The sequence below is a fragment of the Oceanobacillus polygoni genome, assembly GCF_008304605.1.
Classification (GTDB): Bacteria; Bacillota; Bacilli; order Bacillales; family Amphibacillaceae; genus Oceanobacillus; species Oceanobacillus polygoni.
The window spans coordinates 1-26,952 of the sequence record NZ_PIJY01000035.1 but is presented as its reverse complement, the minus strand read 5'-3'; the positions used below and the strand labels follow the sequence as shown (position 1 = coordinate 26,952).

At 38.2% G+C, this 26,952-nt stretch carries 25 protein-coding genes and 1 rRNA gene; 8 read left to right on the top strand and 18 right to left on the bottom strand.

Annotated elements, in window-relative coordinates:
* Positions 1–25: 25 nt before the first annotated feature.
* Genes glgD through glgB form a run of 3 tightly spaced genes read right to left on the bottom strand, consistent with a single transcriptional unit; the run spans position 26 to position 4,196 of the window.
* Positions 26–1,132 (bottom strand): glucose-1-phosphate adenylyltransferase subunit GlgD, encoded by a 1,107-nt coding sequence (gene glgD / locus F1560_RS17660; protein ID WP_149475965.1) that lies wholly within the window; start codon positions 1,130–1,132, stop codon positions 26–28.
* Positions 1,129–2,283 (bottom strand): glucose-1-phosphate adenylyltransferase, encoded by a 1,155-nt coding sequence (locus tag F1560_RS17655; RefSeq protein ID WP_149475964.1) that lies wholly within the window; start codon positions 2,281–2,283, stop codon positions 1,129–1,131. The genes glgD and F1560_RS17655 overlap by 4 nt, the downstream gene beginning before the upstream one ends.
* On the bottom strand, positions 2,283–4,196 hold the full coding sequence (gene glgB / locus F1560_RS17650) for a 1,4-alpha-glucan branching protein GlgB (protein ID WP_149475963.1): 1,914 nt from the start codon (positions 4,194–4,196) through the stop codon (positions 2,283–2,285). Before glgB ends, F1560_RS17655 begins: the two co-directional genes overlap by 1 nt.
* A gap of 321 nt (positions 4,197–4,517) precedes the next feature.
* Here glgB and pulA point away from each other — a divergent pair, with 321 nt between their 5' ends.
* Together pulA and F1560_RS17640 are read left to right on the top strand one after the other, a co-directional pair.
* Complete coding sequence (pulA, locus tag F1560_RS17645; protein WP_149475962.1) at positions 4,518–6,665, top strand: type I pullulanase; 2,148 nt, start codon at positions 4,518–4,520, stop codon at positions 6,663–6,665.
* Between the two features lie 95 nt (positions 6,666–6,760).
* The gene (locus tag F1560_RS17640) at positions 6,761–7,759 is read left to right on the top strand and encodes an LLM class flavin-dependent oxidoreductase (protein ID WP_149475961.1); all 999 of its coding nucleotides are present in this window, start codon (positions 6,761–6,763) and stop codon (positions 7,757–7,759) included.
* 227 nt (positions 7,760–7,986) lie between these two features.
* Here the strand turns inward: F1560_RS17640 and F1560_RS17635 are convergent, their stop codons facing one another.
* From F1560_RS17635 to F1560_RS17595, 10 genes are all read right to left on the bottom strand, one after another.
* Positions 7,987–8,595, bottom strand: coding sequence for a DedA family protein (locus F1560_RS17635; RefSeq protein WP_149475960.1), 609 nt, complete (start codon positions 8,593–8,595; stop codon positions 7,987–7,989).
* A gap of 53 nt (positions 8,596–8,648) precedes the next feature.
* Positions 8,649–8,927: a hypothetical protein gene (locus tag F1560_RS22490; protein ID WP_245347850.1), complete on the bottom strand. Its 279-nt coding sequence runs from the start codon at positions 8,925–8,927 to the stop codon at positions 8,649–8,651.
* 15 nt (positions 8,928–8,942) lie between these two features.
* Positions 8,943–9,116 carry a hypothetical protein gene (locus F1560_RS22485; protein ID WP_245347851.1) on the bottom strand — a complete coding sequence of 58 codons (174 nt, stop codon included), beginning with the start codon at positions 9,114–9,116 and terminating at the stop codon, positions 8,943–8,945.
* Between the two features lie 184 nt (positions 9,117–9,300).
* Positions 9,301–10,404 (bottom strand): ABC transporter permease, encoded by a 1,104-nt coding sequence (locus F1560_RS17625; protein WP_149475959.1) that lies wholly within the window; start codon positions 10,402–10,404, stop codon positions 9,301–9,303.
* The gene (locus F1560_RS17620; protein WP_149475958.1) at positions 10,404–11,663 is read right to left on the bottom strand and encodes an ABC transporter permease; all 1,260 of its coding nucleotides are present in this window, start codon (positions 11,661–11,663) and stop codon (positions 10,404–10,406) included. Before F1560_RS17620 ends, F1560_RS17625 begins: the two co-directional genes overlap by 1 nt.
* 16 nt (positions 11,664–11,679) lie before the next feature.
* Positions 11,680–12,612 carry an ABC transporter ATP-binding protein gene (locus F1560_RS17615; RefSeq protein ID WP_149475957.1) on the bottom strand — a complete coding sequence of 311 codons (933 nt, stop codon included), beginning with the start codon at positions 12,610–12,612 and terminating at the stop codon, positions 11,680–11,682.
* A gap of 123 nt (positions 12,613–12,735) precedes the next feature.
* Positions 12,736–13,368 carry a response regulator transcription factor gene (locus F1560_RS17610; protein WP_149475956.1) on the bottom strand — a complete coding sequence of 211 codons (633 nt, stop codon included), beginning with the start codon at positions 13,366–13,368 and terminating at the stop codon, positions 12,736–12,738.
* Positions 13,346–14,500, bottom strand: a complete 1,155-nt coding sequence (locus F1560_RS17605) for a sensor histidine kinase (RefSeq protein WP_149475955.1) — start codon at positions 14,498–14,500, stop codon at positions 13,346–13,348. The genes F1560_RS17610 and F1560_RS17605 overlap by 23 nt, the downstream gene beginning before the upstream one ends.
* A 164-nt stretch (positions 14,501–14,664) precedes the next feature.
* Positions 14,665–15,906, bottom strand: coding sequence for a M20/M25/M40 family metallo-hydrolase (locus F1560_RS17600; RefSeq protein ID WP_149475954.1), 1,242 nt, complete (start codon positions 15,904–15,906; stop codon positions 14,665–14,667).
* A 170-nt stretch (positions 15,907–16,076) separates the two neighbouring features.
* Positions 16,077–16,271, bottom strand: a complete 195-nt coding sequence (locus F1560_RS17595) for a helix-turn-helix transcriptional regulator (RefSeq protein WP_149475953.1) — start codon at positions 16,269–16,271, stop codon at positions 16,077–16,079.
* Positions 16,272–16,803: 532 nt separating this feature from the next.
* Between F1560_RS17595 and F1560_RS17590 the strand changes: the two genes are divergently transcribed.
* Complete coding sequence (locus F1560_RS17590) at positions 16,804–18,108, top strand: acyl-CoA thioesterase/bile acid-CoA:amino acid N-acyltransferase family protein (RefSeq protein WP_149475952.1); 1,305 nt, start codon at positions 16,804–16,806, stop codon at positions 18,106–18,108.
* Between the two features lie 90 nt (positions 18,109–18,198).
* On the opposite strand, the gene F1560_RS17585 is transcribed toward F1560_RS17590, so the two are convergent.
* Positions 18,199–18,738 (bottom strand): GNAT family N-acetyltransferase, encoded by a 540-nt coding sequence (locus F1560_RS17585; protein WP_149475951.1) that lies wholly within the window; start codon positions 18,736–18,738, stop codon positions 18,199–18,201.
* Positions 18,739–18,819: 81 nt separating this feature from the next.
* Between F1560_RS17585 and F1560_RS17580 the strand changes: the two genes are divergently transcribed.
* The 3 genes from F1560_RS17580 to F1560_RS17570 all read left to right on the top strand — a co-directional run bounded on the left by F1560_RS17580 (position 18,820) and on the right by F1560_RS17570 (position 22,315).
* The gene (locus F1560_RS17580) at positions 18,820–19,743 is read left to right on the top strand and encodes a ketopantoate reductase family protein (RefSeq protein ID WP_149475950.1); all 924 of its coding nucleotides are present in this window, start codon (positions 18,820–18,822) and stop codon (positions 19,741–19,743) included.
* A 97-nt stretch (positions 19,744–19,840) separates the two neighbouring features.
* Complete coding sequence (locus F1560_RS17575; protein ID WP_149475949.1) at positions 19,841–20,311, top strand: hypothetical protein; 471 nt, start codon at positions 19,841–19,843, stop codon at positions 20,309–20,311.
* A gap of 537 nt (positions 20,312–20,848) precedes the next feature.
* A complete protein-coding gene (locus F1560_RS17570) occupies positions 20,849–22,315 on the top strand; it encodes an Msr family ABC-F type ribosomal protection protein (protein WP_149475948.1) in 1,467 nt (488 codons plus the stop codon).
* 65 nt (positions 22,316–22,380) lie between these two features.
* Here F1560_RS17570 and F1560_RS17565 read toward each other — a convergent pair whose 3' ends face one another.
* Positions 22,381–22,992 carry an SAM-dependent methyltransferase gene (locus tag F1560_RS17565; protein WP_149475947.1) on the bottom strand — a complete coding sequence of 204 codons (612 nt, stop codon included), beginning with the start codon at positions 22,990–22,992 and terminating at the stop codon, positions 22,381–22,383.
* A 14-nt stretch (positions 22,993–23,006) separates the two neighbouring features.
* Complete coding sequence (locus F1560_RS17560; protein ID WP_245347852.1) at positions 23,007–23,426, bottom strand: SLC13 family permease; 420 nt, start codon at positions 23,424–23,426, stop codon at positions 23,007–23,009.
* A gap of 320 nt (positions 23,427–23,746) precedes the next feature.
* Between F1560_RS17560 and F1560_RS17555 the strand changes: the two genes are divergently transcribed.
* Positions 23,747–25,252, top strand: a complete 1,506-nt coding sequence (locus F1560_RS17555) for a glycine betaine uptake BCCT transporter (RefSeq protein ID WP_149475946.1) — start codon at positions 23,747–23,749, stop codon at positions 25,250–25,252.
* 62 nt (positions 25,253–25,314) lie between these two features.
* On the opposite strand, the gene ddlA is transcribed toward F1560_RS17555, so the two are convergent.
* Positions 25,315–26,424: a D-alanine--D-alanine ligase gene (gene ddlA / locus F1560_RS17550; protein WP_149475945.1), complete on the bottom strand. Its 1,110-nt coding sequence runs from the start codon at positions 26,422–26,424 to the stop codon at positions 25,315–25,317.
* 258 nt (positions 26,425–26,682) lie between these two features.
* On the opposite strand from ddlA, the gene F1560_RS17545 reads away from it, so the two are divergent.
* Positions 26,683–26,823, top strand: coding sequence for a YpzI family protein (locus F1560_RS17545; protein WP_095311915.1), 141 nt, complete (start codon positions 26,683–26,685; stop codon positions 26,821–26,823).
* A gap of 52 nt (positions 26,824–26,875) precedes the next feature.
* Here F1560_RS17545 and rrf read toward each other — a convergent pair.
* Positions 26,876–26,952 (bottom strand): 5S ribosomal RNA (gene rrf, locus F1560_RS22795); the annotation flags it as partial.

The following is a 26,952-nucleotide window of genomic DNA, read 5'->3' as shown; positions in this document are numbered from 1 at the left end:
TACCGGGTGCTTACGCTTTTGCCTTTTAAATAACCTGTCTTTTGGCAACGACATATGGTTTTTCTTTGGAGCCAATTATTTTTTGGCCTTTTGATACATGGACGTCCTTATCAAGGATGACATTCTCTAGGTGAACACCTTCCTCAATCGTGCATCGTTGCATAATGATCGAGTTTTTCACCGTAGCACCTGGATGAACGGAAACCCCACGAAATAGAATACTTTCCTCCACTCTTCCATCCACTACACATCCATTGGCTAACAAGGAATGTTTTACCTCAGAGCCTTTACGATATTTGACCGGTGGATTACTTGAGATTTTTGTCCGGATTAAATTATTTCCAAAAAATAAATCACGATAATTATCCTCTTCTAATAAATTCATATTCTGTCGATAAAAACTCTCGATTGAGTTAATAAAAGCACTATATCCGGAATGCTCATATCGCTGTATCTTTAAATCAGCAAGCTTATCCTTCACACCGCATACAAAGAAATTATCTTTGTGGTAAGCAATACATTCATCTACTAATTTCATTAATAAATCTTTGTTAATAATATAGACGCCCGTAAATAGTTCTGAATTGGATTGATCATTCGTAATTTCCGTTACCTGCCCTTTTTGATTTGCTTCAACACGAAAGTATGGGTAATGCTCAGGTAATAATTGTTTTACATCCGTAGTAATTAAAGTCACATCTGCTTCTTGCTCCAAATGATACTTAAATGCATCTTTATAGTCGGAATTTGACACAAACTGGCTACCACTGATTAATACATAGTCAGATTGACTACGATGGAAATAGTCACGATTATTATGAAAGAATCGCAAATCCCCTTGTGATCTGTCAGAAGGGTCATTCCAGTCTGGTGGAAGGATAAATAATCCTCCATTTCTTCGATCCAAATCCCAATTTTCCCCTGTACCTAAGTGGTCTAATAAAGAGCGGTATTTATTGCGTGCAAAAATGGCGACCTCATTAATATTCGAATTCACCATATTAGACAATGTAAAATCAATCATCCGGTAACGTCCGCCAAAAGGAATTGATGCGCTATTCCGAAAATATGTCAACTCATTAAATACATGGTATTCATGATCCAAATTAATTAGTCCAATCATCTTTTTCATTTACTTTCTCCCCCAGCTGGTGTCAGCATGCCACCTAAAGTTTCCTGGTTAATTACAAATGGTTCTTGAAATTCATCTATTTCTATTGTAGTTCCTTCTGGAACAACCGTATTTTCCATAACAATGACACGATTGAGCTTACAATTCTCACCAATTCTTACTCCCGGATGGATAATGGATTGACGAACCGTACTCCCTTGCTCCACTCGCACATTTTTAAACAAAATGGAGTTTTCTATAGTTCCGTGAATAAAGCATCCAGAATTAATCAGCGAATTGCTAACAGTTGCTGTTCGACCTATATATTGTGGTGGTAAATTCGAATCTTGCGTATAAACCCTCCATTTTTTATGGTTGGATATGAGGCCAAGATTTTCATCAAGCAGGTCCATATTTGCTTCCCAATAACTTTGTATCGTGCCTACATCCTTCCAATAGCCGTTAAATCGGTATGCAAATAAACGCTGTGTATCATCGAGCATAGCTGGAATAAGATCCTTTCCGAAGTCATGGCTGGACACTTTGTTTTGCGCATCCTCTAGTAAATATGCCTTCAATTTACTCCATGTAAATATATAAATGCCCATCGATGCTAGGTTACTTTGTGGGTTCTTCGGCTTTTCTTCAAACTCAAAAATTCGAAGATTATCTGAAACATTTAGAATTCCAAATCGAGATGCATCATCCCATGGAACTTCAATAACTGAAATAGTCGCATCTGCATTCGTTTCTTTATGCTGTTCAAGCATTTTCTGATAATCCATTTGATAAATATGATCACCCGAAATGACAAGCACATATTCCGGATCAAATTGATTAATAAAATGTATATTTTGGTAAATTGCATCCGCCGTTCCTGAATACCAGTCACCACCAGTTTTTGCGGTATACGGAGAAAGTACGGTTACACCACTTTGTTTATCTATATCCCACGGCTTTCCATTACCAATATGCTTATTCAGTTCGAGCGGCGAATACTGTGTCAACACTCCTAATGTTGAAATACCTGAATTGGTACAATTACTCAAGGTGAAATCAATGATACGGTACTTCCCACCAAAAGGGACAGCAGGTTTTGCAAGATGATGCGTTAATTCCCCTAAACGTTTCCCTTCTCCTCCAGCCAATAACATTCCAACACATTCTTTCATTACAACGCCTCCTCGACAACCTGATTATATTTGAATATTGCGACAGCCAATGGCGGAACTTTTATCTTGATATGCTGTGGTAACCCATGCCACTTTTCTGGAAAACTAAAATGCTTATCCTCGTTCAACTGGTTTGATCCACCAAATTCTTCTTGATCAGAATTAAATACTTCCTGATAGGTTCCTGGAAGTGGAACACCAACCTTATAGTCGTAGCAAATTGCAGGGGTAAAGTTGCAGACGATAATTAGTTCTTGATCTTGCTTCTTCCCCTTTCGCCTGAACGCAACAATGCTCTGGTCTACATTATGCGGATCAACCCATTCAAACCCATTTGGATCATGATCCAGTTCATAAAGCTCAGGATAACGTTTATAAAACTGATTTAATGCTTTTACATATTGGAAAATCCCTTGATGGAGTGGATAATCTAATAAATGCCAGTCTAATTGCTCTTTATCCTTCCATTCCGCATATTGGGCTAGCTCTCCCCCCATAAATAGGAGTTTTTTTCCTGGGTGTGCCATCATGTATCCATATAACAGCCTCAAGTTAGCAAATTGCTGCCACATGTCTCCTGGCATTTTATCCAGTAATGATTTTTTTCCATGAACAACCTCATCGTGTGAGAGCGGTAAAAGGAAGTTCTCAGAATGCGTGTACATAAATGAAAATGTAAGCAAATTATGGTGCCACTTCCGATGAATCGGATCTTTTTTCATATACATTAACATGTCATTCATCCAGCCCATATTCCACTTAAAGTTAAAGCCGAGCCCACCTGAATATGTCGGTGCTGTTACAAGGGGCAAGTCCGAGCTGTCTTCAGCCATCATTAATGTTTGTGGCTCATAAGAGAAAATAACCTCATTCAATTTGCGAATAAACGCATATGCTTCTAAGTTTTCTTCACCACCGTAAGAATTCTCTATTCGTTCCTCTCCATCCTGTCGATCAAAATTTAAATACAACATACTTGCAACTGCATCGACACGGATCCCATCGATATGGTATTCCTCCAACCAAAATAATGCATTAGAAACGAGAAAACTCTGAACCTCGGGACGCCCAAAATCAAATGCCAATGTACCCCAAGTCTTTTTCTCAGCCTTCAGCGGATCTGCATATTCATATAGCGGTTCTCCATCAAACCTCCGTAAGGCAAAATCATCCTTACAAAAGTGACCTGGAACCCAATCCATAATGATGCCAATCTGATGTTTGTGGCACTCATCCACAAAATACTTAAAGTCATTACGGGAGCCATAACGGGAGGTAACCGCGTAATAGCCTGTAATTTGATAGCCCCAAGACAAATCAAATGGGTGCTCTGCAAGTGGTAATAATTCAATATGGGTATAGCCAAGCGACTTAACATAAGGGATCAATTCCGTAGCCAGCTCTATGTACGTATAAAATTCACCGGAATCTTGCTTTTTCCACGAACCAAGATGTACTTCATATATCGAAATAGGAGATGTGTATGGATCAAAGGATTGCTTGTTTTGCTTCCACGCGTTATCATTCCACGTATAATTGGATTCTTTTTCTGGAGTTAATGATGCTGTATTTGGTCGAAGTTCAGATTGAAATGCGTAAGGATCTGATTTTAATAAAGTTCGGTTATCTGATGTAATGATTTCATATTTATAAGGTAAGTCGCCTTTAACGTCGGTGAAAAAGCCTACCCAAACCCCTTGCTCTGTCAACCGTTTTAATGGGTGGCTTTCTCCATTCCATTGATTAAAGTCTCCAACGATATGAATTCGCTTCGCGTTTGGCGCCCATACAGCAAATCGATATCCCTCTTCCCCTTCCCATTCAATGAAATGGCAGCCCATCATTTTATAACTTTCATAATTTGTACCTTGGTGAAATAAATAGATATCCTGTTTTGAAATGTTGTAGTTCAAAAAAGGGCCTCCTTCTTAGAAAACTCGATCTTCATATATCTAATAATAAATTAGTTTTTTTATAACAATAATCATCATTATAGATACAATCCTATGATATTTCAAGATAGTTATCAGAAAATTCCTTCGACACTTTCCATATAAAAATGTCACATCCTGTCGAAGCAACGTGAATATGTCTATCTACGTATGTTTATGTATAATTGTGGTAAAGTTAGTAAAGAATTCTTTAGAATTACTTGATTAAAGGTAAATTCCCGAAAAAGTGGATATAACATATACTAATAGAAGTGAAATGCATTGGAAGAGGAGATGCTTTTTGTGAAAAAACAAGTTGCTTGGATTGATAACATTCGTACGCTGACCATCAGCGATAAACATATACGATCTTTATTTAACAATGACATGAAAGAACTTTACTTGTTTTGGGAAGCAGAAAATAAAGTTTTTACAATAAAGCAAATAAGAAATATAAACGAATCCACTGTACAATTAGATCTTGCTGAGGAAATTCCCCTTGGTGAGGAGCTATTTCTTCACTGTGGAGAAACAGAAATACCTGTTTATCCTCGAGCAATTGTACGAACAGAATGGTTTGACAAGCACTATGCTGCGATTGATCAACCATTAGGAGCCATTTGCGGTCCAGTCTCCACTGTATTTTCTGTTTGGGCGCCCACAGCCACCTCCGTCAAAGTCATTTTAAATAAAGACACCCACCTTTTAAACAAGCTGGATAAAGGCGTTTGGAAGTTGGAACTGAAGGGTGACTGGCATGGGCAACCATACGAATATGAAGTTACTGTTAATGGAACTAATGAGCGAGTCAATGATCCATATGCTAAAGCAATGCTTGCCAATAGTAAAAAAGCAGTTGTCGTTGACTTTTCAAGGACAGAACAGCCGATAAACAATAAGCGTCCGACAATCCAACAATTACAGGACGCCATTATTTATGAGCTGCATATTAGAGATGCAACCATCGATCAAGAAAGTGGGGTTCAAAATCGCGGGAAGTTTTTAGGCTTAGCGGAAATAGGAACTATTACCCAAAATGGGTTCTCTACAGGGTTGTCTTATCTAAAAGAATTAGGTTGTACACATGTACAACTGTTACCAGTTAACGACTTCGCACGTGTCGATGAGCTCCACCCTGATGATGCATATAATTGGGGATATGATCCTTTATTTTTTCAAACGCCTGAAGGCAGCTATTCCGTTTTACCAGACAGACCGATCGCACGAATCAATGAACTAAAAGCAATGATTCAAGCAATTCACCAGGAAGGAATCGCTGTTATTCTAGATGTTGTATTTAACCACGTCTTTGTTTTGGAAGAGTCGCCATTCGAACAGCTTGTTCCTGGCTATTACTTCCGCTATCACCCCGACGGTAGCTTAAGCAATGGTACTGGAGTAGGTAACGATATTGCCTCGGAAAGAAGCATGGTACGTAAATTTATCTTGGATACAATTGATTTCATGCTTTCAGAATATCAGGTGGACGGCTTCCGCTTTGACCTAATGGGTGTAATGGATATCGAGACAATGCAGCAAATTGAAAAGCGATGTCAGGAAGAAGAAACTTTAGTTATGCTACTCGGAGAAGGATGGGATTTGCCAACTGCGCTTGATAGCAGCTTAAAGGCAACCAGTAATAATGCGAACCAGTTAAAAGGAATTCGCTTTTTCAATGATTATTTTCGAGATTCATTGAAAGGAAATCTATTTGAACAGCAGGATAATGGTTATATCAATGGTGCGGGACGATTTCTAGAAAGAATGCCTCATTTGCTATCCGGTGCTGCTCTAGATGCAAACAATCATGCTTCTATTTCTGACGTTAACCAAACCATTAACTATGTAGAATGCCATGATAACCACACACTATGGGACCGTTTGCGTTTAACAAATCCTGACCTTGATGATCATGCTCGTAAAAAGATGCATCAATTAGCTACAGGCATTACTCTATTAAGTCAGGGGGTTCCATTTATTCACGCTGGTCAAGAATGGTACCGGAGCAAACAAGGTGACGAAAACAGCTATATTTCTGGTGATTCAATTAATATGCTCGATTGGAAGAAGAGGGAGCAGGAACAGGAAAACATTGCATTTGTTAAAGCTTTGATTGCGTTAAGAAAAAGATATTCCGTTTTTCGGATGACGTCTCAAAGAGAAATTCAACAACGCTTCCATGTTCTCGAAGCACCTTATCCTGTTTTTGGCTTCACCCTTTTAGGGGATAAAGAAGACTTCTCTATTTACATTAATCCAACGAGGGAGAAATTTGATCTCCAGCTTCCCTCGTCTGGAAAATGGAAAAGAGCGGTATCCAATATCGCTTCCGAAAAGGATGACATCATCGGCGAATTTACAAGTATTCATGCTTATGAAATTATTGTTTTTCAAAAAACACGAAATAGAACAACAAAAGAAGTCGCAGTTGTATTGCCAAGCAATGCATAATCATGTTGCAAACTGCCAACTTTTTTCAATGACTTTGGGCATGACACTTCTCATCATGCCCTTTCTCCATTTTGATAAGAAAGGATGAGCAAACCATGGTCACATTAAACATACTCGATTATGCACTCATTGATGAAGGTGCAAATGCAAGTGAAGCGTTAAAACAAACGACCGAGCTCGCACAACTAGCAGACAAGCTCGGCTATAAGCGTTTCTTAGTACCAGAGCAGCATCAAGCACTCTCCATCGCTAGCAGCGCACCAGAAATGCTTATGATGCATTTAGCTACTTCTACCACTACCATTCGAATTGGTGCTGCTGGAGTCATGCTGCCACATTATAGCCCATACAAAATTGCAGAAACCTTTCGAATGCTTGAGGCAGTTCATCCCGGACGCATTGATCTTGGGATTGGCAACAGCTCTGGTGGCAGGCTTGTAAACCATGCTTTGAATGAGGAAAAAGATGAACGTCTGAGCTATGAGCAGCAAGTAATAGACATACAAAAATATCTAACCGATGCTCCAGATTCCGAGCATCGTTTTCACCAATTAGTTGCAACTCCTGTTATCCAAACCTTCCCTGAAATTTGGATGCTCGGTTCCGGTGGCAAGAGTACAAAGATTGCTGCAGAACATGGCACTGCCTATACGTATGCGCATTTCTTTAAGCCATCGGAGGTTGGCAGAGAGATTATTTCTACTTATCGCAAGAACTTTAAACCTTCCTCTTTTCATGACAAGCCGACTGTTTCAATTGCTGTTTTCACAATTATTGGCGAAACAAAAGAAGAAGCAGAAGCTTTCGCCGGGGCTTTCGAGCTTTGGATGGCGTCACTTGAAACTGCAAAGAACCCACCTTATTTCCCCTCGGTTCAAACGGCACAAAAGCGACGTTATAGCTCATTTGAGAAACAAAAAATTGATCAGATCCGAAAGGGAGTAATTGTTGGAAATGCTCATTATGTTAAAGAGGAAATTATTAAATTAGCAGAATTTTATCAAGCAGATGAAGTAACGATTGTCCCGCATCTTCCAGGAGCTGCGAATCGAAGAAAAGCCATTCAACTATTAGCAAAGGCATTCGGACTTTAAAACTATCCGCTTGCAAATGATTTTTATAACAAAAGCGGAAGCGCCTGGTTAGCGACGTACGGAGGTGAGGGAAGTCTCGCTAGTCGTTGGGCGCTGGAGCTGGACGTGGCTGTTTAGGTTACTATGTTATCTACAGCATTCAAATTTTATAGTTTCCTGTTATAAAAGAAGGTGAACGATTCAAGAGTTGTCTCTTAATCGTCCACCTTCTATACATTTCAATAGAATTACTTTTTAAACCGTCTCTTAATAAATAGCCAAACCAACACAATGAATAATACTGCAAGCACAGCATAAACAATATTGGAATAGATATCCATATAGCCAACAATAGTTTCCCACGAATCGCCAACTGCAGCACCAATATTTACAAGAACAATGTTCCAAATAAACGTTCCAACCGTAGTTAATGCAAGAAATACCCAAAAGTTCATACGCGCCATTCCTGCAGGAAGGGAGATTAAACTTCTAATTAGAGGGATAAATCGACAGAAGAAGACGGTCCATACGCCATACTTTGCAAACCAATCATTTGCTTTATGGATATCCTCCCGAGTCAGTCGCAAAATATGGCCCCATCTGTCTACAATTTTTTCTATTCGATCTACGTTAATGACAAACCCTACTCCATAAAGGACAATCGCTCCTGCTACAGACCCGACAGTAGATGCAATTACCACTCCAAGAATCGTCAAATCAGAGTGTGTCGTCATAAACCCACCAAATGTTAAAATAACCTCAGATGGAATTGGGGGGAATAGATTCTCCACCATAATTAATAAAAAAATACCGATATAGCCAAATTGCTCCATCATACTTGTAATCCAGTTTTCCATTACGTCATTCTCCCATGTTTCAATATGCACTCATGAACCAATTTTTTGCTGTATTAGCTCCTTTTATCTTGAAGCTTCGCAGTGGACATCCAATATAAGATTCCACCTAACATCCAAAACGGTTCCCAAAAAATTAAACGCCAAAACATTGCATAACCACTTAACTCAAAGTCTAGTACATTTAAACCAGCCAAAGAAATGGTAATCAAATTTAATAATCCATATAAAAACAGACCAACTGCGACAATTCGAGTTAGTAAAAATAACATCTTTTTCAGTTTTTTATTTTTCCATTGATATAATAGCAATGCAAGTAACAAACAGCCCAGCAATTTCCCAAATCCAGTTTACCAGACTACATGTACAAAGTTAGGATCTCTCTCCAGCGCCATTTGATATATTTGACCGCCTAATGAGCGAACACCAACCATCCCACCAGCAGCCCAGTAAAAGCTCATCAGTGCAAAAATAATTGTCCAGCTAATTCCACTATATATAAAGCTTTTCTGCCTTTGTGACATTTCAACAGCTCCCTGTTTCACGATCACATATTAAAATAATTATATCACAGTGAGAATATATATATGTTAATTCTTTATAACACTTTCGTACTGGAAGTACACTTCAGAAATACAATCAAGAACAAAAGACTGTAGGAAAAGTAACAATATCTCTTTTCCTACAGCCACATAAACCCTTAAATTTTTAATTCTTGCGCCGCTCTACCAAATTAATTCCTACTCCCATACAAATGACACCAATTAAAAGCATGAGCACCATTGGTAATGCAACCTCATTCCAGCCTTGATGATAAAAGGCAACATCTATCATCGCTTCCATCGCATGTGTCAACGGGAATAAATCAGCGATGAACAAGAGGACTGTATTACTTATTGTTCCCGGCGGCATATAAACTCCACTGATAACAGGAATAATTGGTACAACAGAAGGATATATCATATAAAATTGCTCTGGCGTTTTCACAAAGCCTGTTATTAACATCGCCATACTAACAATACTCAGTGCATAAATTGCAGCTATTACAAGGAGTATAGCGAAATTATTACCTAAATCATAATTCATCACATATTGAAAAATAACAAGCACAACAGCGATTTGAACAAAACCGATCACGAAACTATAGAGTAGGTGACCCGTATACATTCCTGTCTTACTTACAGGTGATAAAATCATTCGATTCCAAACTCCACTCACCTTATCTGACAAGACACCATTCACTTTAAACCCAATTGTGAACATAGCCATAAAAAGCGTAAACCCAAACAGTAACTGAATCCCCATATCATAATTGGATACTTCACCACCACTTAGTGATTTGGTTTGAATTTGAAATGGCGGATTCTCCAAATAGCTTTCCACATCATTTCGAATCTGGTCTATCCCCTGTGAACCCGCTGCTGCTTCAATTTGCGCTTCCTCTATAAATACCTTCTGAACGTATTGATCAATCAGTGGTAGGGTTGGGATATCATAGGCTGTAATGACTCGATAATCATTCTCCATCAAGTTAATGGCTACGTCTCTTTTTCCTTCCGCTACATCTGTACGTGCAGTTTCTTCATCTGTTTTTACAAAGTTAAATGACTCATTACCATTTAGTAATGGCTCCCATTTATCCACGACTTCATCAGAATTTGCTTCACTGCTAAATATAGCAATGGTCGTTTGAGGCACCATATTACTGCTCGTAAAAATAAGCGTTAATGCAATACTTCCTATCAGAAAAAGAATAACCATCAATGGCTTGCGCTTATCCTTCCTCCATTGCGACTTAAATACTGGGAACATTATGCTCTCCCCCTTCTAGGAAATAGAAATATTCCAATGAGAAGACAACCAATGAAAAAAACAAATAACTTAACCATCGGAATCATTAAAGTCTGAAGGTCGCCAAACTGTGTCCACTGCATAAAGACGGACAAGCTTAACCCATTCGGTGTCCATTCCCCTATTTTTTGCAGCCATTCTGGCAGCCCATGTATTGGGAATAAATTTCCGCCAACTGCAGCAAGCAACATAATGACTAAATTAAACGCTCCATTAGCCGCATCTGTATTATTTAAATTTAATGTGAATGTTGTAAACACTGCAGATAGTCCAGCTACTGCTAAGGAGAAGAACGTAATAATTACGATTACTCCAATCCAAAATGCCATTGATTTTCCTTCAAACACATCCAACAGCAAATGACATACACTAAACACAATCATTAGCTGTAACCATGCGAAGCAAAACGTAGAAATCGTCTTTCCCATTAAAAAGGAAATTGGATTTGTATTCGTTAATATAATTCGGTTAAATACGCGCTCTCTTTTTTCCGTGGTCGTCTTCATTGCAACCGTTGAAGCTATAAATAGCGCAAACAAAAAGCTCATTGCAACTGTAAAATATTGAGAAATACCAAACGACTCGGCACCATCAACTACCTCTCTACCTCCTTCAGGTAATATGTGCTCTATTAATTCACCATCCGTTACACCTTGAAGTGCAAATTGAAAGTTAAGGGTATCGAGATAATTCGAGATGATACTATGAATGGTATCCGATTCTGTAGATTGCTCTTCTATCTGAAGTACAAGAGCAGTTTCTGCAGACTGATCAAGCATGATCTTACGTAGGACATCATTCGTAAACCCTTCTGGAATCTTAACGAATGCATCCAGCTCCCCATTCGCTACCTGTTCCTTAGCATCTTGCTCACTTATTTGCTTTGTCGTGATCCATCCACTTAATTCCGGATCACTGAAAAAAGAAGTCATTAAACCACTTGGTGAAATAGTGGATGCCTGCTCGATCATCGCTCCCTTTTCTACTTCTGATAAATCCATTTCTGAAACTGTTTCCGTAAACTGCTCCAGTCCAAGGGACTCATCATCCTCCATAACAATTCCTAAATCAATATCTAATGTCTCTGCATCCTCACCAAACAAGTCGGAGAAGGCAAAGTTCAACACAACAATCAATAAGATAGGTGCTAGTAAAGAAATAAGCACTTCTTTACGATCTCTCCAAAAGACAAGTAAATCTTTTCTTAAAAATGAACGCATCTTCCGTTACCTCCTCCTAATCTCTTAATGTTCGACCGGTTAAATGCAAGAAAACATCCTCAAGGCTTGGTGTTTCCATTTGATAATTCGTTAGCTGGATCCCTTCACTTTCTGCCGCACGCACTAAATCTCCAAGTATGTTAGTTCCTTTTTTGGAGATAATCCGGATTCCTTCACTTGTTTCATCTACACGCCGAATGTGTTCAATTGATTGGATTTTCTCAATCAATCCGTCACTTGTTTCACTTAAATTTACTTGAATCGTGTCTTCACTCGAGAGAATACTTAGTAGCTCTGCTTTACTTCCTGAAGCTACTACTTTGCCATGATCCATAATATAAACTCGTTTACATAGCTGCTCTACCTCTTCCATGTAATGACTCGTATAAAGTATCGTTGTACCATTCTCTTCATTCAATTTACGAACCGTCTCGAGAATATGGTTTCTCGATTGGGGATCAATTCCAACAGTCGGCTCATCCAAAATAAGGATTTTCGGATTGTGTAATAATGCAGCTGCAATATTTACCCTTCTTTTCATCCCACCAGAGAATGTTTTTACAAGCTCCTTTTGCCGCTCCGTTAATCCAACCATATCCAGTACATCCTGAATTCGCTGTTCGAGTACATTCTTTTTCACCTTGTAAATCTCTCCGAAAAACTTCAAGTTCTCATAAGCGGAAAGCTCTTCGTATAATGCAATTTCCTGTGGTACAACACCAAGGACCTTTCGAATTTCAGCGGGATTTTTTATCGTACTTTTACCATCTAATTTCACATCACCTGATGTTGGCTTAAGCAAGGAGGATATTATTGAAATCGTAGTTGATTTTCCAGCACCATTTGGGCCGAGCAATCCAACCGATTCCCCTTCATCTAAATAAATATCAATTTCATCTACTGCTTTCTTGCCCTTATATGTTTTACTTAACTTTACCGTTTCGATCATACGGACACACTCCCTTAACTGGTTGTAATTACAGCATACAAAAATAAAGACAGCATCACTACTGTCTTTAGTCATTACCATGTTTAATTGAAATTACTTTAGTCATTTTATTTTTTGAGATCCTCAAACAAGGTTATGTCGAATGGCATAAATAGCTAACTGTGTCCGATCCCGCAGCCCTAATTTATTTAAAATTTGACTTGTATTATTTTTCACCGTTCCTATCGATAATCCAAGTCGTTCCGCAATTTCGCTATTATTAAGCCCTTCTCCAATGCACGTTAAAATCGCACGCTCTCGAGGTGTTAAGGATGGATCGACCTTCTTCTCCTCTTGCTTGTTAAGCAATAATGGCATAACCTTGGCAGCAACCTGATCCTCTACAGTCAATCCACCTTGTAATGCACTACGAATCGACCGGATTAATGAATCTGTATCGGCATTTTTTAGGATATATCCACTAACCCCAATCTTTAATGCATCCATGACATATTGATTATTATCAAATGTCGTCAAAATTAAAATTTTAGACCCTGGCCAACGGCTCTGAATCGTTCTTGCAGCTTCGATACCATCCATCTCAGGCATGCGGATGTCTAAAATAATCACATCAAATGACTGCTGCTCACAAAGCTGGATCGCTTCCTTGCCATTGCTAGCTTCTCCTGTTACTTTTATTTCCTCATCCGTCTCCATCATCATTTTTAGCCCTTGCCTTACCATCACTTGATCTTCAGCCAGTAGTATCCGAATCATATTCTTCCCCCAGCTCTGCTAATTTTATTAACCCACGAACAATAAATTGTCCATCTGTTTTCTGTACATGTAGCTCGCCACCAATTTTCTCAATCCTTTCCCGCATGGAACCTAGACCAAACCCTTCCTGAAATCGATTATCATTTTTTACAGGGTTGTTAATCTCAAACCGAAAAACACTCCCACCAGGGGCTTCAAACATAACTTCTGCTTCTCTTGCATTACTATGCTTCATGATATTCGTCAATGCTTCTTGCACAGAACGGTAGACGACAAATGACTGTTCTCCCGTAAGTGGTGCCGCAAATGCACCATGTTTTACTGAAAAATGGATGCGAATAAAGCTTTCCGTTTCCAATTTACGAATCAAACGTAAAACTCCGGCCAGCCCGCCGACATCATTGCTTTTTAACATTTTCACTGCATTTCGCGTCTCTTCCAAGCTTTGATTCGCAAGCTCCTTCAACGATTCAACCTGCGCTCTATTATCTTCGGCTGCCTGTAATCGGAATACTTCAAGCTGCATAAGGAGGGCAGTAAGCTTATGACCAACAGAGTCATGGATTTCATGACCAATCAGCGCACGCTCTTCCTGCCTTGCTATTTCTTCATCCGATGAAAGCCGTCTCTTTACACTTCGATACTCGCTAAGCAAAGCATCATTCCGAGCACTCAGATCATCATTATGATACTTAGTTTGCTGATAAATAAAGCTTGCAGTCAATAGAAATATAAAGTATATCGCTATAAAGCCTATTGTAAAAAGCTCTGCATTCCATAGAATTACGATTACTCCTACTATACTAACTGATGCAACAACGCTCACTTGCCGAATATTCAAGTGATAACAGGCTTCACCAATAAGCATGGAAAGAATCAGCAACAGAAACGGATTAAAACCGTCCCCCTGTGCTGGATATAACGTAATAATCGCAATACATGTATTGAGGCTAAGCAGGATCATCGTAATAACTGGCTTGCTTATTACTAACGGCATGATAAAAAAGATTATAAAATATACCGCAACGCCAAAGAGTCGCCATAGCATTTCAATCATACTGACGGAGAGATATGTAAAAGCAAACACCCATGGAATAATATTAAACAATAGCCATATCCAATATAGTTTCATCTGCATGACCCTTTCCTGTTTCTGAGGTTATCGTATCAAATGGAGAATTAGATAACAAATGTGAAACAGAAAAGAATAGAAATTAAAATAGGGATATGAAATCCGTTACGATTTATATCCCCAAAGGTTGTAAATATTGCCCTCATTTTTTATAAAAAGGGCACTCACTCGTTCTTTGCAATTGTAGACAGTAAAGGCTCACAAACATCCTTTACTCCTACCAAACCTAAAATCAATGTAAAACTTTTTTGAATTGCCAGGTGACCATTTGTTGGGTCAAACCACTCCTCCAACGTATGTGCTCCTCCAGCATTTCCACCTGTCCCAGTAGTTATCGCGGGAACTCCCAAGCTCATCGGATAATTCGCATCCGTACTACTTGGCTGTCCAAGTTCCGGGTCACCGCCTGCTGATTCAATTGCACCCCAAGCCGCCTGCACAATGACTGCATCAGATGGCTGACTAGCAGGTGGACGATTACCAAATCGATCAATTTCTACTGTAAGGTCCTCACTTCCCCACCGATTATTCTCTTCAACACATGCATTTCGTACAATCTCTAAGAACGCCTTATCTAATTTATCTAGCTCTTGCTGATCATTTGAACGCAAGTCAACGAGCATACTAGCTTCCTGGGCAATTGCATTTACAGATGTACCTCCACGAACCTCTCCAACTGTAAAGGTTGTTTTAGGATTAGCTTTCGTTTCCAGTTGTGCTATTGCCGCAATAGCCCTGCCCAGTCCATGTGTTGCACTAGGTGAACCGAAATCTACGAAACTATGTCCACCAGAACCTTTGTATGTAATCTGATAGCGATAGCTTCCAGTACCTAAATACGTAATAACATTCATATTCGGACCATCAATGGAAATATAACCGTCTACCGCATTTTCTTGAAAAAATGCTTTTACACCTCGGAGATCGCCAACGCCTTCCTCTCCAACCGTACCACCTATGATAATATCTCCGATTGTAGAAATGGTAGACTCATTAAGTGCACGAATGATTGCCAATACTTCAGCCAGTCCCCTCGTATCGTCCCCAATTCCTGGTGCATATAATTTCCCATCTTTTTCGGTTACCGTTGTATCTGTACTCTCTGGAAAGACAGTGTCTAGATGGGCGGAAACAAACAACTTCGGTCCATTTCCAGTTCCAGGTCGGACTCCAAATACATTTCCTTCTTTATCCATTTTGATATCTTTTAGTCCAAGATTCTGTAAGCGTTGCTTAAAATTTTGAGCTCGAATCTCTTCTTGAAATGGTGGTGCAGGTATCTCTGTCAGCTGAATTTGTTCAGAAATCGTATTTTCATGATCCGATTCTATGAATTTATATGTTCGATTTACTCTTTCATCAGCCATTATTTTTTCATAAGTAGATTGGACTTTCTGCGATAACATATTATTTCCTCCTTTAAATATCTTGCTGTCTTTTTCAACTTGAACAAAGTACAGAAACCTTGACCATTTTTTAAATTAAAGACAATCAATTAAACTCTTTGGGGCAAATTTATAAACAACTTTAATTCAGGATAAGATTAAAGTCTTTGTTCGATCCATATTCCTTCACCTCATTTACTAGGTATAAATAAATCATCAACTGTAACCTCTAACTGTTTTGCAATATCAAATGCTAGCTGTAAACTAGGATCATATTTATTGTTTTCAATTGCATTAATCGTTTGTCTGGAAACCCTACATAGCTTAGCTATTTCCTCTTGAGATAGTTTTTTTGCTTTTCTTAGTTGTCGAATGTTATTTTCCATATTAATTCCCGTATTTCCTTTTGTTATATAGTAGTGTTACAAAGTATACGATAGAAGTAGTTACTAGCAAAATAAACGGATTCATTCCCTCTGCTGCCTGATCTTTTACACTGACCGTATAGATAGACTTACCAATTTCTATTAGTAAAACTCCTACTATAACTGCGAATGTGTAAGACATAGCTTTTTGCTTTGATAAAATTTTTCCGTTCGTCCCCTTGCATTGCTAACGAATAGAGTAGCATACCAATTAGGAAAAACATCAATAGTAAAAAGCCAAAGAATAGTATTAAAATAAGCCAATCCATTATTATCGCCACCTTGATCCATTAAATGTAAAAAGTATTTGACATTTATAATTATAAAACTTTTCAAACATATATCAAATACTTTTCACATATTTTTGAAAAGCAAATGGACTTTAATAATCTCCTCTTGAATATGCTTGTGATAAGGAATAACTTAAGATACAATAAACCAGAGTTTTGAATTATACGATAATTTAAAATATAGATGTGAAAGGGAAATACAAATGACTAAATTAGCGACCAAAGCACCTCAATTCATTATCACTCCGCAAAATGCTCTCGTAGATGAACCTTTACAAATCCGTTTATCAGGATGTAATCCAAAGCAAACTGTGAAGATACAGGCAAGAATTATGGACGGGAATCGTATTCCATTTGAATCCTATGCATTTTTTAAAACGGATGAACAAGGTATCGTCGATCTAAGTAAACAAAAACCTATAAGCGGTACTTACGAGACAATCGATTCCATGGGGTTATTTTGGTCCATGAAATCGGATGATCCGAAAAAACATACATTATTTACAAAGACCAAACCTACTCCTATAACGGTGACAATCACCGCTGAATTAAATGAGAATATTATTGCAAGTATGGATGTTATTCGCTCTTTTACAGCACCTCACGTATCTAAAACACAGGTTGACGAGCAAGGAATGATTGGTTCACTTTATCAACCAACTGGTCCTGATTCCCTTCCGGGAGTACTTATACTAGGTGGATCAGATGGTGGTATGCGGGAAAGCGCAGCTGCCCTGCTTGCCTCTCATGGTTATGCTGCTTTTTCATTAGCATATTTTGGTATAGAGGATATTCCAGGAGATTTGGTTAACATTCCGCTTGAATACTTCGAAACGGCGATACACTGGTTACAACAGCAGCCTCAAGTCCAAGCAAATCAAATTGCTGTTATCGGCTTCTCTCGAGGTGGAGAGCTTGCATTACAATTAGGGACAATGTTCCCTGAAATTAAAGCAGTAATTGCTGGTTCGCCAAGCTGTGTTCGTTATGCTGGTTTACGAAACTTTATGGGGGTACCTGATCCCGCTTGGACCTATGAAAATAAGCCATTAGATTATTTGCAGCCGAAGAATAGTGTTTCTTCTTTTTTTAGCTATTTTTCCAAGTTATTCACTCGTAAACCAATATCCAATCTCTCTGTATTTCATAAATCCTTGAAGAATAAAGAACAGCTCGATGCGGCGCAAATTCCGGTTGAGAGAATCCAGGCACCTATTATGCTCATATCGGGTGGAGATGATCAATTATGGCCTTCTTCTCTTTTTTCCAATATGATTATGGAGCGTCTTCAGGAGAAAAACCATCCGTATCCAAATGTTCATCTGCACTATAAAGATGCAGGTCATTTTCTCTGTTTCCCATTTACTTTTCCTTCTATGCCACCAGAGGTTTTGCTATCAAATGGACCGTTTACCCTAACATTTGGCGGCAGTGCTGCTGCAAATGCTCAAGCTGCTGTTGACTCTTGGCCAAAAATCTTAGCATTTTTGAAAAACTCCTTAAGCTAGATTAGTGTAACCTATTTTTATCAGGAATCCTAACGACACAGCTACAAGTCTATTACAAAATTATCGATAAAAAATGGCCTAGTCGAGGAACTAAATTGATCTATTAAATTCGATTAACCAACAATCTCGTAGCTCACCTTCATGAAATTCATGCTTTGGTAAGACTCTAATCTTTTTGAATCCGCATTTTTCATAACATCTTATAGCTCTTAAATTTGTTCTTTGAGGATCCATTATAACTCTATGAGCCTGCTTCTTCTCAAGTAAATAGTCTACCATTGAAAGTACAAGTAATGTTCCAATTCCTTTATTCCAATATTCAGGTTCACCAATAAACTGATCCATTCCATAAGTAATTTCTTCCTGACTATAATCATGTATTGTACTCGTTTTATTATTTACTTGATAAAATTGTATATAACCAATAGCTATTACTTCATATACAACAATGCATCTATCAACACCGTCATGCCGATTATAAAAATCTTTATTGACTTTCTCTAGATCAAAGGGCTTGTCCCTCCCTTCATAAAATTCAAGCACAGCAGGGTTGGAAAGCCATCTAACCAATAAATAATTATCGTTTTCTTGTAATGGTCGAACCATTATATTCTCTTTTTCAAAAATCATAGTTTCACCCTCCTTTATTTGAATTATGAATATTTATGCTATACTAATTATAATTGAAAACATAGAAAAGCGGTGAATAAGATGAAGAGAATCCAGTCTGTTGCTTTGATCGGATTAGGTGCAATCGGTGCTGCCTATGGAAGCAAGTTACATACATTATTAGGGGATGCTTTTACAGTTATCGCAAACAAAGAAAGAATTAATCGCTACACTGCTAGCGGCTTGGATGTAGACGGCACGATGTTTCATTTCAATTATAAAACTTCTGAGGCAAATGCTGAACCTGCAGATCTCGTTATTTTTGCAGTAAAAAATGACCATCTCGAGCAGGCTCTTACTGATATGGAACACCATATTGGCCCAAATACAATTATTCTATCACTTCTAAACGGAATATCTAGTGAAGAGGAAATCTATAATAATACTAGAAATGAGCATATCCTATACAGCATGTGCGTTGGCATTGATGCAGTAAGAAGGGATAATCGTATTCGCTTTTCTAGTATCGGAAAAATCTGTTTCGGTGAAAAAGATCAAAGCCATTCAGAGGATGTACTTGCAGTCAAAGATTTGTTTGAACGCGCTCGTATTCCATATGAAATACCAGAAGATATTCGGCATACAATTTGGGCAAAATTCATGTTTAACGTTGGTATTAACCAAATTTCTGCCGTATTACGTGCACCTTATAAATATTTTCAGGAGGTACCTTCACTGCACAAGTGGATGGAACAGGCGATGTACGAGGTCGTTGCCATCTCCCAAGAGGTGGGTGTAAACCTTACAGAAGCAGATGTCCATAGCTATCGAACAATTTTAATGAAGTTATCTCCTGATGGGCAAACCTCCATGCTTCAGGATATTGTAGAAGAACGCAAAACGGAAGTCGAGTATTTCGCTGGGAAAGTATGTGAGCTTGGTAGAAAGTATGGCATTCCAACGCCAGTTAACGACCAGCTTTATCAGTTGATTCCAATCATTGAGGATATAGCAAGTTTGAAATAACTCTTGTTAAATGTAGAAGGAAGTAGCAACTAATCAAACGTTTGATTAGTTGCTACTAGCTTTATACCCAATCCATTTGGAAAAGGAGCACCCAAGCATGACGCAATACATTTATATCGCTTCACCAATGAGATTACCTGTTGGTACGTTCGGCTTAAATCCAATCTCCCCAGAACCACCAAACGTATTTGAAAGCGAGTTGGATTTTACACATTTACATTTTGAAAATAATTATGATAGTGAAAGCAAGGAACGTTTTTCCTACAGCCCTCACTTCTCATACAAACATCAAGTAGCAACTACGAATAACTCGCTCCCATTAAAGCACGGGTGGATATCTACCAAGCAAGGGAATGGAAAAGAGCTTGAAAAGAAGTGCTTAGCATTGCTCTATTCGTATTTGGAGAAAGCTGTTGGAACTGCATATGTCGTAGAATATTTCACCAGTATAAACGGAGAAGAGCATCTGCCAATTTCTGTGAAGCGTAAGATGCGCTGGGACGATATCAAGAAGCCTGATGACCTTATTTTAGATGATCGTGAATTCTGGGAGATTACGCTTTATTAGCAGTAAATTTACCACCCCCTTTTGACATTCTCAAATAGAAGTTTTATAATAAATATGATACGTTAACAACTAATTTAAGGAGGATGGTTAAAAAATGCATTCGATCAGATTACGTTCCCTAACTTTGAACTAAGTAATTTAATATGTTCAAAGGCTCTGTTTGTATAGACAGGGTAAAGGGATTAGTCTGTCCTTTTTTAATCATCTTCATTTTGCATAATATATAAGATGTAGAAAGGTAGGTTTATTCTGCCTTTCTTTATTTTTGTACGTTTTCTTTCATTTGAGAAGTTGGTATAAGCTACGATTCATCTGTAGATTAAACTGGGTATTCGCGGCCAAGGTGAGCGAATACTTAGCGCACTTTCGTAGTAAGAAAGTTTTTTTCTTATACCCTTCAACAATAGAAAGGATAATTTCGTGACAGCTATCTTAGCTTAACTCCTAACTGAATAAGGATGGGGCTTCTTCCCTTTACTCTAAATCACAGGCAGTCTGCCTGTGATTTTTTATTGGAATTATAGGAGGTAAGGCATAATGGAAAAAGTATGTTTAGAACTAGAAAATATAGAGCTCACCTTTTTTGACAAAGTCATCTTAGATATTCCACGATTGGCAGTTCACCAATTTGATCGAATTGGCATCGTTGGTAAAAACGGAGCTGGAAAAAGCTCATTATTAAAGCTTCTTCACGGACAAATTCAACCGGATAGAGGAATTGTGCATCACTTTGCGGATTTTGCCTATTTTGACCAATTGGCAAAGCCAGTTGAAAAGGAAACGGACTATGAACTATTAGGCAAACTAGCCGTTCCTTCAACTGATATTAGTTACTTAAGCGGTGGTGAACAGACTCGGATGAAGCTTGCCCAGCTGTTCTCCACGTATCACGAAGGACTATTAATTGACGAGCCAACTACGCATCTTGACACAACTGGAACAACTTTCTTTATCGATGAACTAACGTATTATTACGGAGCACTTGTACTTGTAAGCCACGACCGCTTTGTTTTAGATAAGCTTGTAACAAAAATTTGGGAAATTGAAGACGGAAAAGTAACCGAGTATACAGGAAATTATTCGGATTATGTAGCGCAAAAAGAGCTCCAGCGTAAGCAGCAACAAGAGCAGCACGAAAAATATGTGAAAGAGAAAAATCGTCTCTTAAAAGCTGCTGAAGAAAAGATGAAGAAGGCAGAAAAAATAACTGATGTTAATAAGCGAATGTCCAAAAAGGACACAAAAGCAATGGCAAATCGAATGTTCGAGACAAAATCAAAAGGAACCAGTCAAAAAGCGGTTCAACGGGCTGCGAAAGGAATCGAGCAACGCGTGGAACAGCTTGATGCAGTGGACGCTCCAGCAAAGGAACGTGCCCTACATTTTCATCAAGCAGCCGCAATCAAGCTTCATAACAAGTTTCCGATTATGGCAGATCGATTAACGTTGGAAGTTGGAAATAACACGATTCTTAAAGAAGCGAGCTTTCAATTCCCATTAGGCAGTACAATCGCAATCACCGGAAAGAATGGCTCTGGAAAAACAACTTTACTCCAACACATTCTTCAGCATGGCGAGGGAATAAGTCTTTCTCCGAAAGCTGTAATTGGAGCTTACCAGCAAATGAGCTACCAATTTAAAAAGGATGAAACAGTGCTAGCATACATGAAGGAGAGAAGTGATTACGATGAAAGCAAGATTCGTGCAGTCCTTCATGCTATGAACTTTACAGGCAATGATCTGAAAAAGAAAACATCCGCGTTAAGTGGTGGTGAAGCCATTCGACTGCTATTATGTCAGCTTTTCTTAGGCAGATACAATATACTCATTATGGATGAGCCAACCAATTTCCTGGATGTTTTTTGCATTGAAGCATTAGAGCGCTTTTTAAAAGCCTATGATGGAACAGTTATCCTCGTCTCACATGATCGTACGTTTACAGAGCGAGTTGCAGACACAGTCTACATCCTGAAAGACCAGCAGCTGAAATTAACTGAGCTTTAACGTAAACTAATCGAAAACGCAACATATCAAAAAGAGCTAAGAAAATTCTTAGCTCTTTTTCTAATTTAATTGCCAGCTCGATAAACGAGAAAGCGTTCATACGGATTCGTTTCATATAATCCAGGCAGTCTAATTTCCTGTTCCAGCTCAAATATCGTCTTATCCTCTAAAAAATACACATAGTCTTCATGTGCGTAATATAGAATCAGTTCTACCTCTCGATTGGATTCCTCAATAGAACGCAAAATCCGATTAATCACCTTTTGAAAAATTTGAACAGAAAATGGATTAAAGAAGTAAAATCGATTATCGTGCGGATCGATAACATATTCCTCTGCCAAGCAGCAGATAAATTCAATCGTATCCTTCCCGCTATTCGTATGCTGTAAATAGTTTCTTAGGTTAACAATGGAGTCCTGATAAAAATTTTCATCCATCTCAATTCCCTTCACAGACGATCGATAAAAATGATGGATATAAAAGTTCAACCTCCCTTTCCCACACCCATAATCTACGAACTGATCTTGTTCACTTACCACATAATGCTTAAACAACGTTTCTAGTGCGTGATACGGTGTCGGTTCATACGGATTATACTGAATCGAGTCAGGAAAAGATAACTTCTTCTCCGGTCCCGTCCGCACATGTAATAATTTATCAAATTTATAATCTATCATAGGATCTTCCTTTTTTATGAATTATGTACGCTTAATAGAACAGCATTATCAATGCAATCAAAGCGGGAAAACAATGGAATCACAAGCATGAGGGCAACTGTTCCTGTGTTACTCATAAACCACCGACAATGCCTACAATAAGGAGCAAATAGAAAAATAATTTTGTCTCGCTCTTTCCCGACCAACGCAATAACATAGCGCCAAGCCATTTGTGCAAGTCCTGTTCGTAACAGCCCTGCTCCAACGATAAATAGCCCAGCCACCAAAATAACAACATTATTTGAAAAACCAGATAGCGCTTCTACAGGGGTAAGAATTCCTGTAATAACCATCGAAAGCAGCGCCAATAGTGCTACAAAATCAGCCCGTATTCTGCTGCTCATAAATAATATTATTGTCATAATCAATATGATGAATGTAAGTGCTAATTGCATCCTGTCCGTCTCCCCCTGGAATCACTTCATTATTATCATGTCAGATTCAATGAGAAAAAACAATTATGGTTAATAGAAGACTATATTTTCTTTAGCTATTCAACTATGAATCACATTAGATAGTACGAACTGCATCTTGAGACAAGCTTCCAACTCCTCTACCTATCATACATAGAATTCTTATGGAATGGTAATCCTATATATATGAATAAATGGAATTATGAACTTTCCTTATTTAGGGTTTCATTATTTTTCAAAACGGGTATAATAATTCGTATGCTTAATTACATATATGTCAAATCTAATTTTTAGGGGGAAGCATGAAACGTATCTCAAAAGTTTTCTACATAGCTGTAGCATTGGTTGTTATTTCTGTTGTTCTTGGAGCAGTTTTTCCTGCCCAGTCTGAACTAGTGACAAATAATGTTAAAAATTTTGTTTCTACAACATTTGGTTGGTATTATATGCTGCTCATGTCAGCACTCGTTATTTTTGCAATCATTATTGCATTTAGCCCATATGGGAGAATTCGTCTTGGAAAGGATCATGAAAAACCTGACTTTTCTACAGGGTCTTGGATTGCGATGCTATTCTCTGCAGGCATGGGGATTGGACTTGTCTTTTACGGGTCTGCAGAACCATTATTCCACTATATTGTGGATGCACCAGAAGCAGAGCTTGGCTCTACAGAGGCGTTTAAAGAAGGTCTAGCCTATTCATACTTTCATTGGGGGCTTCATGTCTGGGCAATGTATGGTGTCGTCGCACTTTCTCTTGCCTTTTTCCAATTTCGAAAAGGGATGCCTGGATTAATTTCTTCAACTCTAAGGCCTTTATTTGGAGACCGTATGAGTGGTCCACTAGGTACATTAATCGATGTTCTAGCTGTTTTTGCTACCGTATTCGGTGTTGCAACCTCGCTTGGCTTCGGTGCAGTTCAAATTAACGCTGGACTATCTCATTTATTCGGCGTTGAAATTGGGTTTATCCCACAGTTAATTATTGTTTTAATCGTAACCGTATTATTCATTATGTCAGCCTGGTCTGGATTAAGTAAGGGAATCAAATATTTGTCAAATTTAAATATGTTCCTTGCTTTAGTACTCTTTATTTTAGTAGTCATTCTCGGACCTACACTACTCATTCTAAATATGTTTACAGAAACATTTGGTCTCTACATACAAAAAATCGTTCACATGAGCTTCAACACAGCTCCACTTGGAGGAGATAACCGTGGTTGGCTAGATTCATGGACTATCTTCTACTGGGCATGGTGGATCTCTTGGGCTCCATTTGTAGGAATGTTTATTGCACGAATTTCTCGAGGGCGGACTGTCCGTCAATTTCTTATCGGCGTTATGGTCATCCCTACGTTAGTTGTTTCTGTCTGGTTTGCAGCATTCGGAACTTCAGCGGGGAATGTTCAAGATAACGGAACAAATATCGCACAATTTGATACAGAGTTGGTATTGTTTAACATGTTTGATCAGTTACCACTATCGTTCTTTTTATCTATCCTGGCGATATTATTAATTGCATCATTCTTTATTACATCAGCAGATTCAGCAACCTTTGTTTTGGGAATGCAATCAACACGCGGTTCCTTAACACCGCCAAATAATGTAAAAATCATCTGGGGTGTTTCCCAATCAACAGTAGCATTAATTTTACTCTATGTTGGTGGTCTAACAGCATTGCAAAACACCATTATTATCGCTGCATTGCCGTTCTCCTTTGTCATGATTCTGATGGGAATTGCATTGTACAAAGCGCTTAATACGGAAATGAAATTGATGACTAAAAAGAAGGCATTACAGAAGAAATAAAAAAGAAATCCCCTTTAGGTGTGAATAACACTTAAAAGGGGATTTTAACATTACTAATAGATTTATTTACTTTCAAATGAACTATTTAAGAATGAGTCGCGTTGGTGTCGCTCCAAAGCCAAATTAATTAGCTCATCAATTAGCTGACTATACGGTATACCACTTAACTCCCATAATTTTGGATACATACTTATTTTTGTAAAGCCTGGTATTGTATTTATCTCATTGATAATAATTTCATTGTTTTTTGTTAAGAAAACATCTACCCTTGCCATTCCTTCACAGTTTAATGCTTTAAATGCTTTTATCGCTACTTCTTGTATTTGCTTTGTTACATCTTCACTGAGCTTAGCGGGAATTTCAAGTGCTGCTCCGTTTTCATCAATGTATTTAGCTTCATACGAATAAAAGTCAGCTGTTGCGACAATTTCTCCAGGAATGGATGCAATTGGATTTTCATTTCCTAAAACCGAACACTCAATTTCCCTACCTTGAATTGCTTCCTCAATCAATATTTTGTGGTCATAGTTAAAAGCACTTTCAATGCCTTTTTCAAATTCCTCCTGCGTATGTACTTTACTTACACCAACAGATGACCCTTGATTCGCTGGTTTAATAAACAAAGGGAGATTTAACTGTTGTTTAATTTCATCAAATGAAATACTGCTTTTTGAAGCCCTTGTCCTTGTATACGTATAAGAATTAGCAACCTTTAACCCTGCATCTCTTAGTAGGCGCTTGGCGATGTCTTTATCCATACTTATTGCTGAACCCAGCACATTTGAACCAACAAAAGGAATATTGGCCATTCGCAACATCCCTTGAACACTTCCATCCTCTCCTAATGTTCCATGGAGAATGGGAAATATTACATCTAATTGACCTAATGCTTCCATTCCCTCTGTATTTACAAGTTGGTTTTCAGTTTCACCTGGTACAACGGCAATTCCTTTATTCGTTTTATTTAATGCTATTAATTTGGGATCCTCTGAATTCAATAGGAAATGTGAAGCATCATTCAAATGCCATTTCCCTGATTTATCAATTCCAATTAATACAACATCGTACTTCGAAGGATCAATTGCTTCCATCACGTTTTTTGCTGATTGCAGAGAAACCTCATGCTCAGCTGACTTTCCTCCAAATAATAATCCTATCTTTTTCTTCACTATAAGTTCCCTCCAAAATATTCTCTTTAGTTGATATTTATTTCCATATGATTGTTGTTATGTAAACACATTTGAAAAATGAATTTATCTAGTTAATTGTATCATCCAATCTATGCTCTTACAAAACCTCTTCGAAAAAAATATTTTGAGGTATTCTTCATTCCTTACTTAAAGTGTGGACAAGTATAGGTAGTTGATGGGTACTGTTTTGATGAATATATTTGATGAAATAGTTCATGTTAAAACTGGGAGGTGCAATTAATGGGTAGAGATCGTCAAGAAAAGAAGTTACGAGAAAGTGGACGTGTGGAATCAGACAGAGATGTTGGTCTTCGCTATAAAGGAGCAACAAAAATGTCAAGTCCTGAAGAAGCGAGAAGATTAAATGATGGAAGAAAGTAGAATAAGATGAAGAAATCCCAGTATATGCAATCATATACTGGGATTTCTATTTGCCTGGCGGCGTCCTACTCTTGCAGGGACAAAGTCCCAACTACCATCGGCGCTGAAGAGCTTAACTTCTGTGTTCGG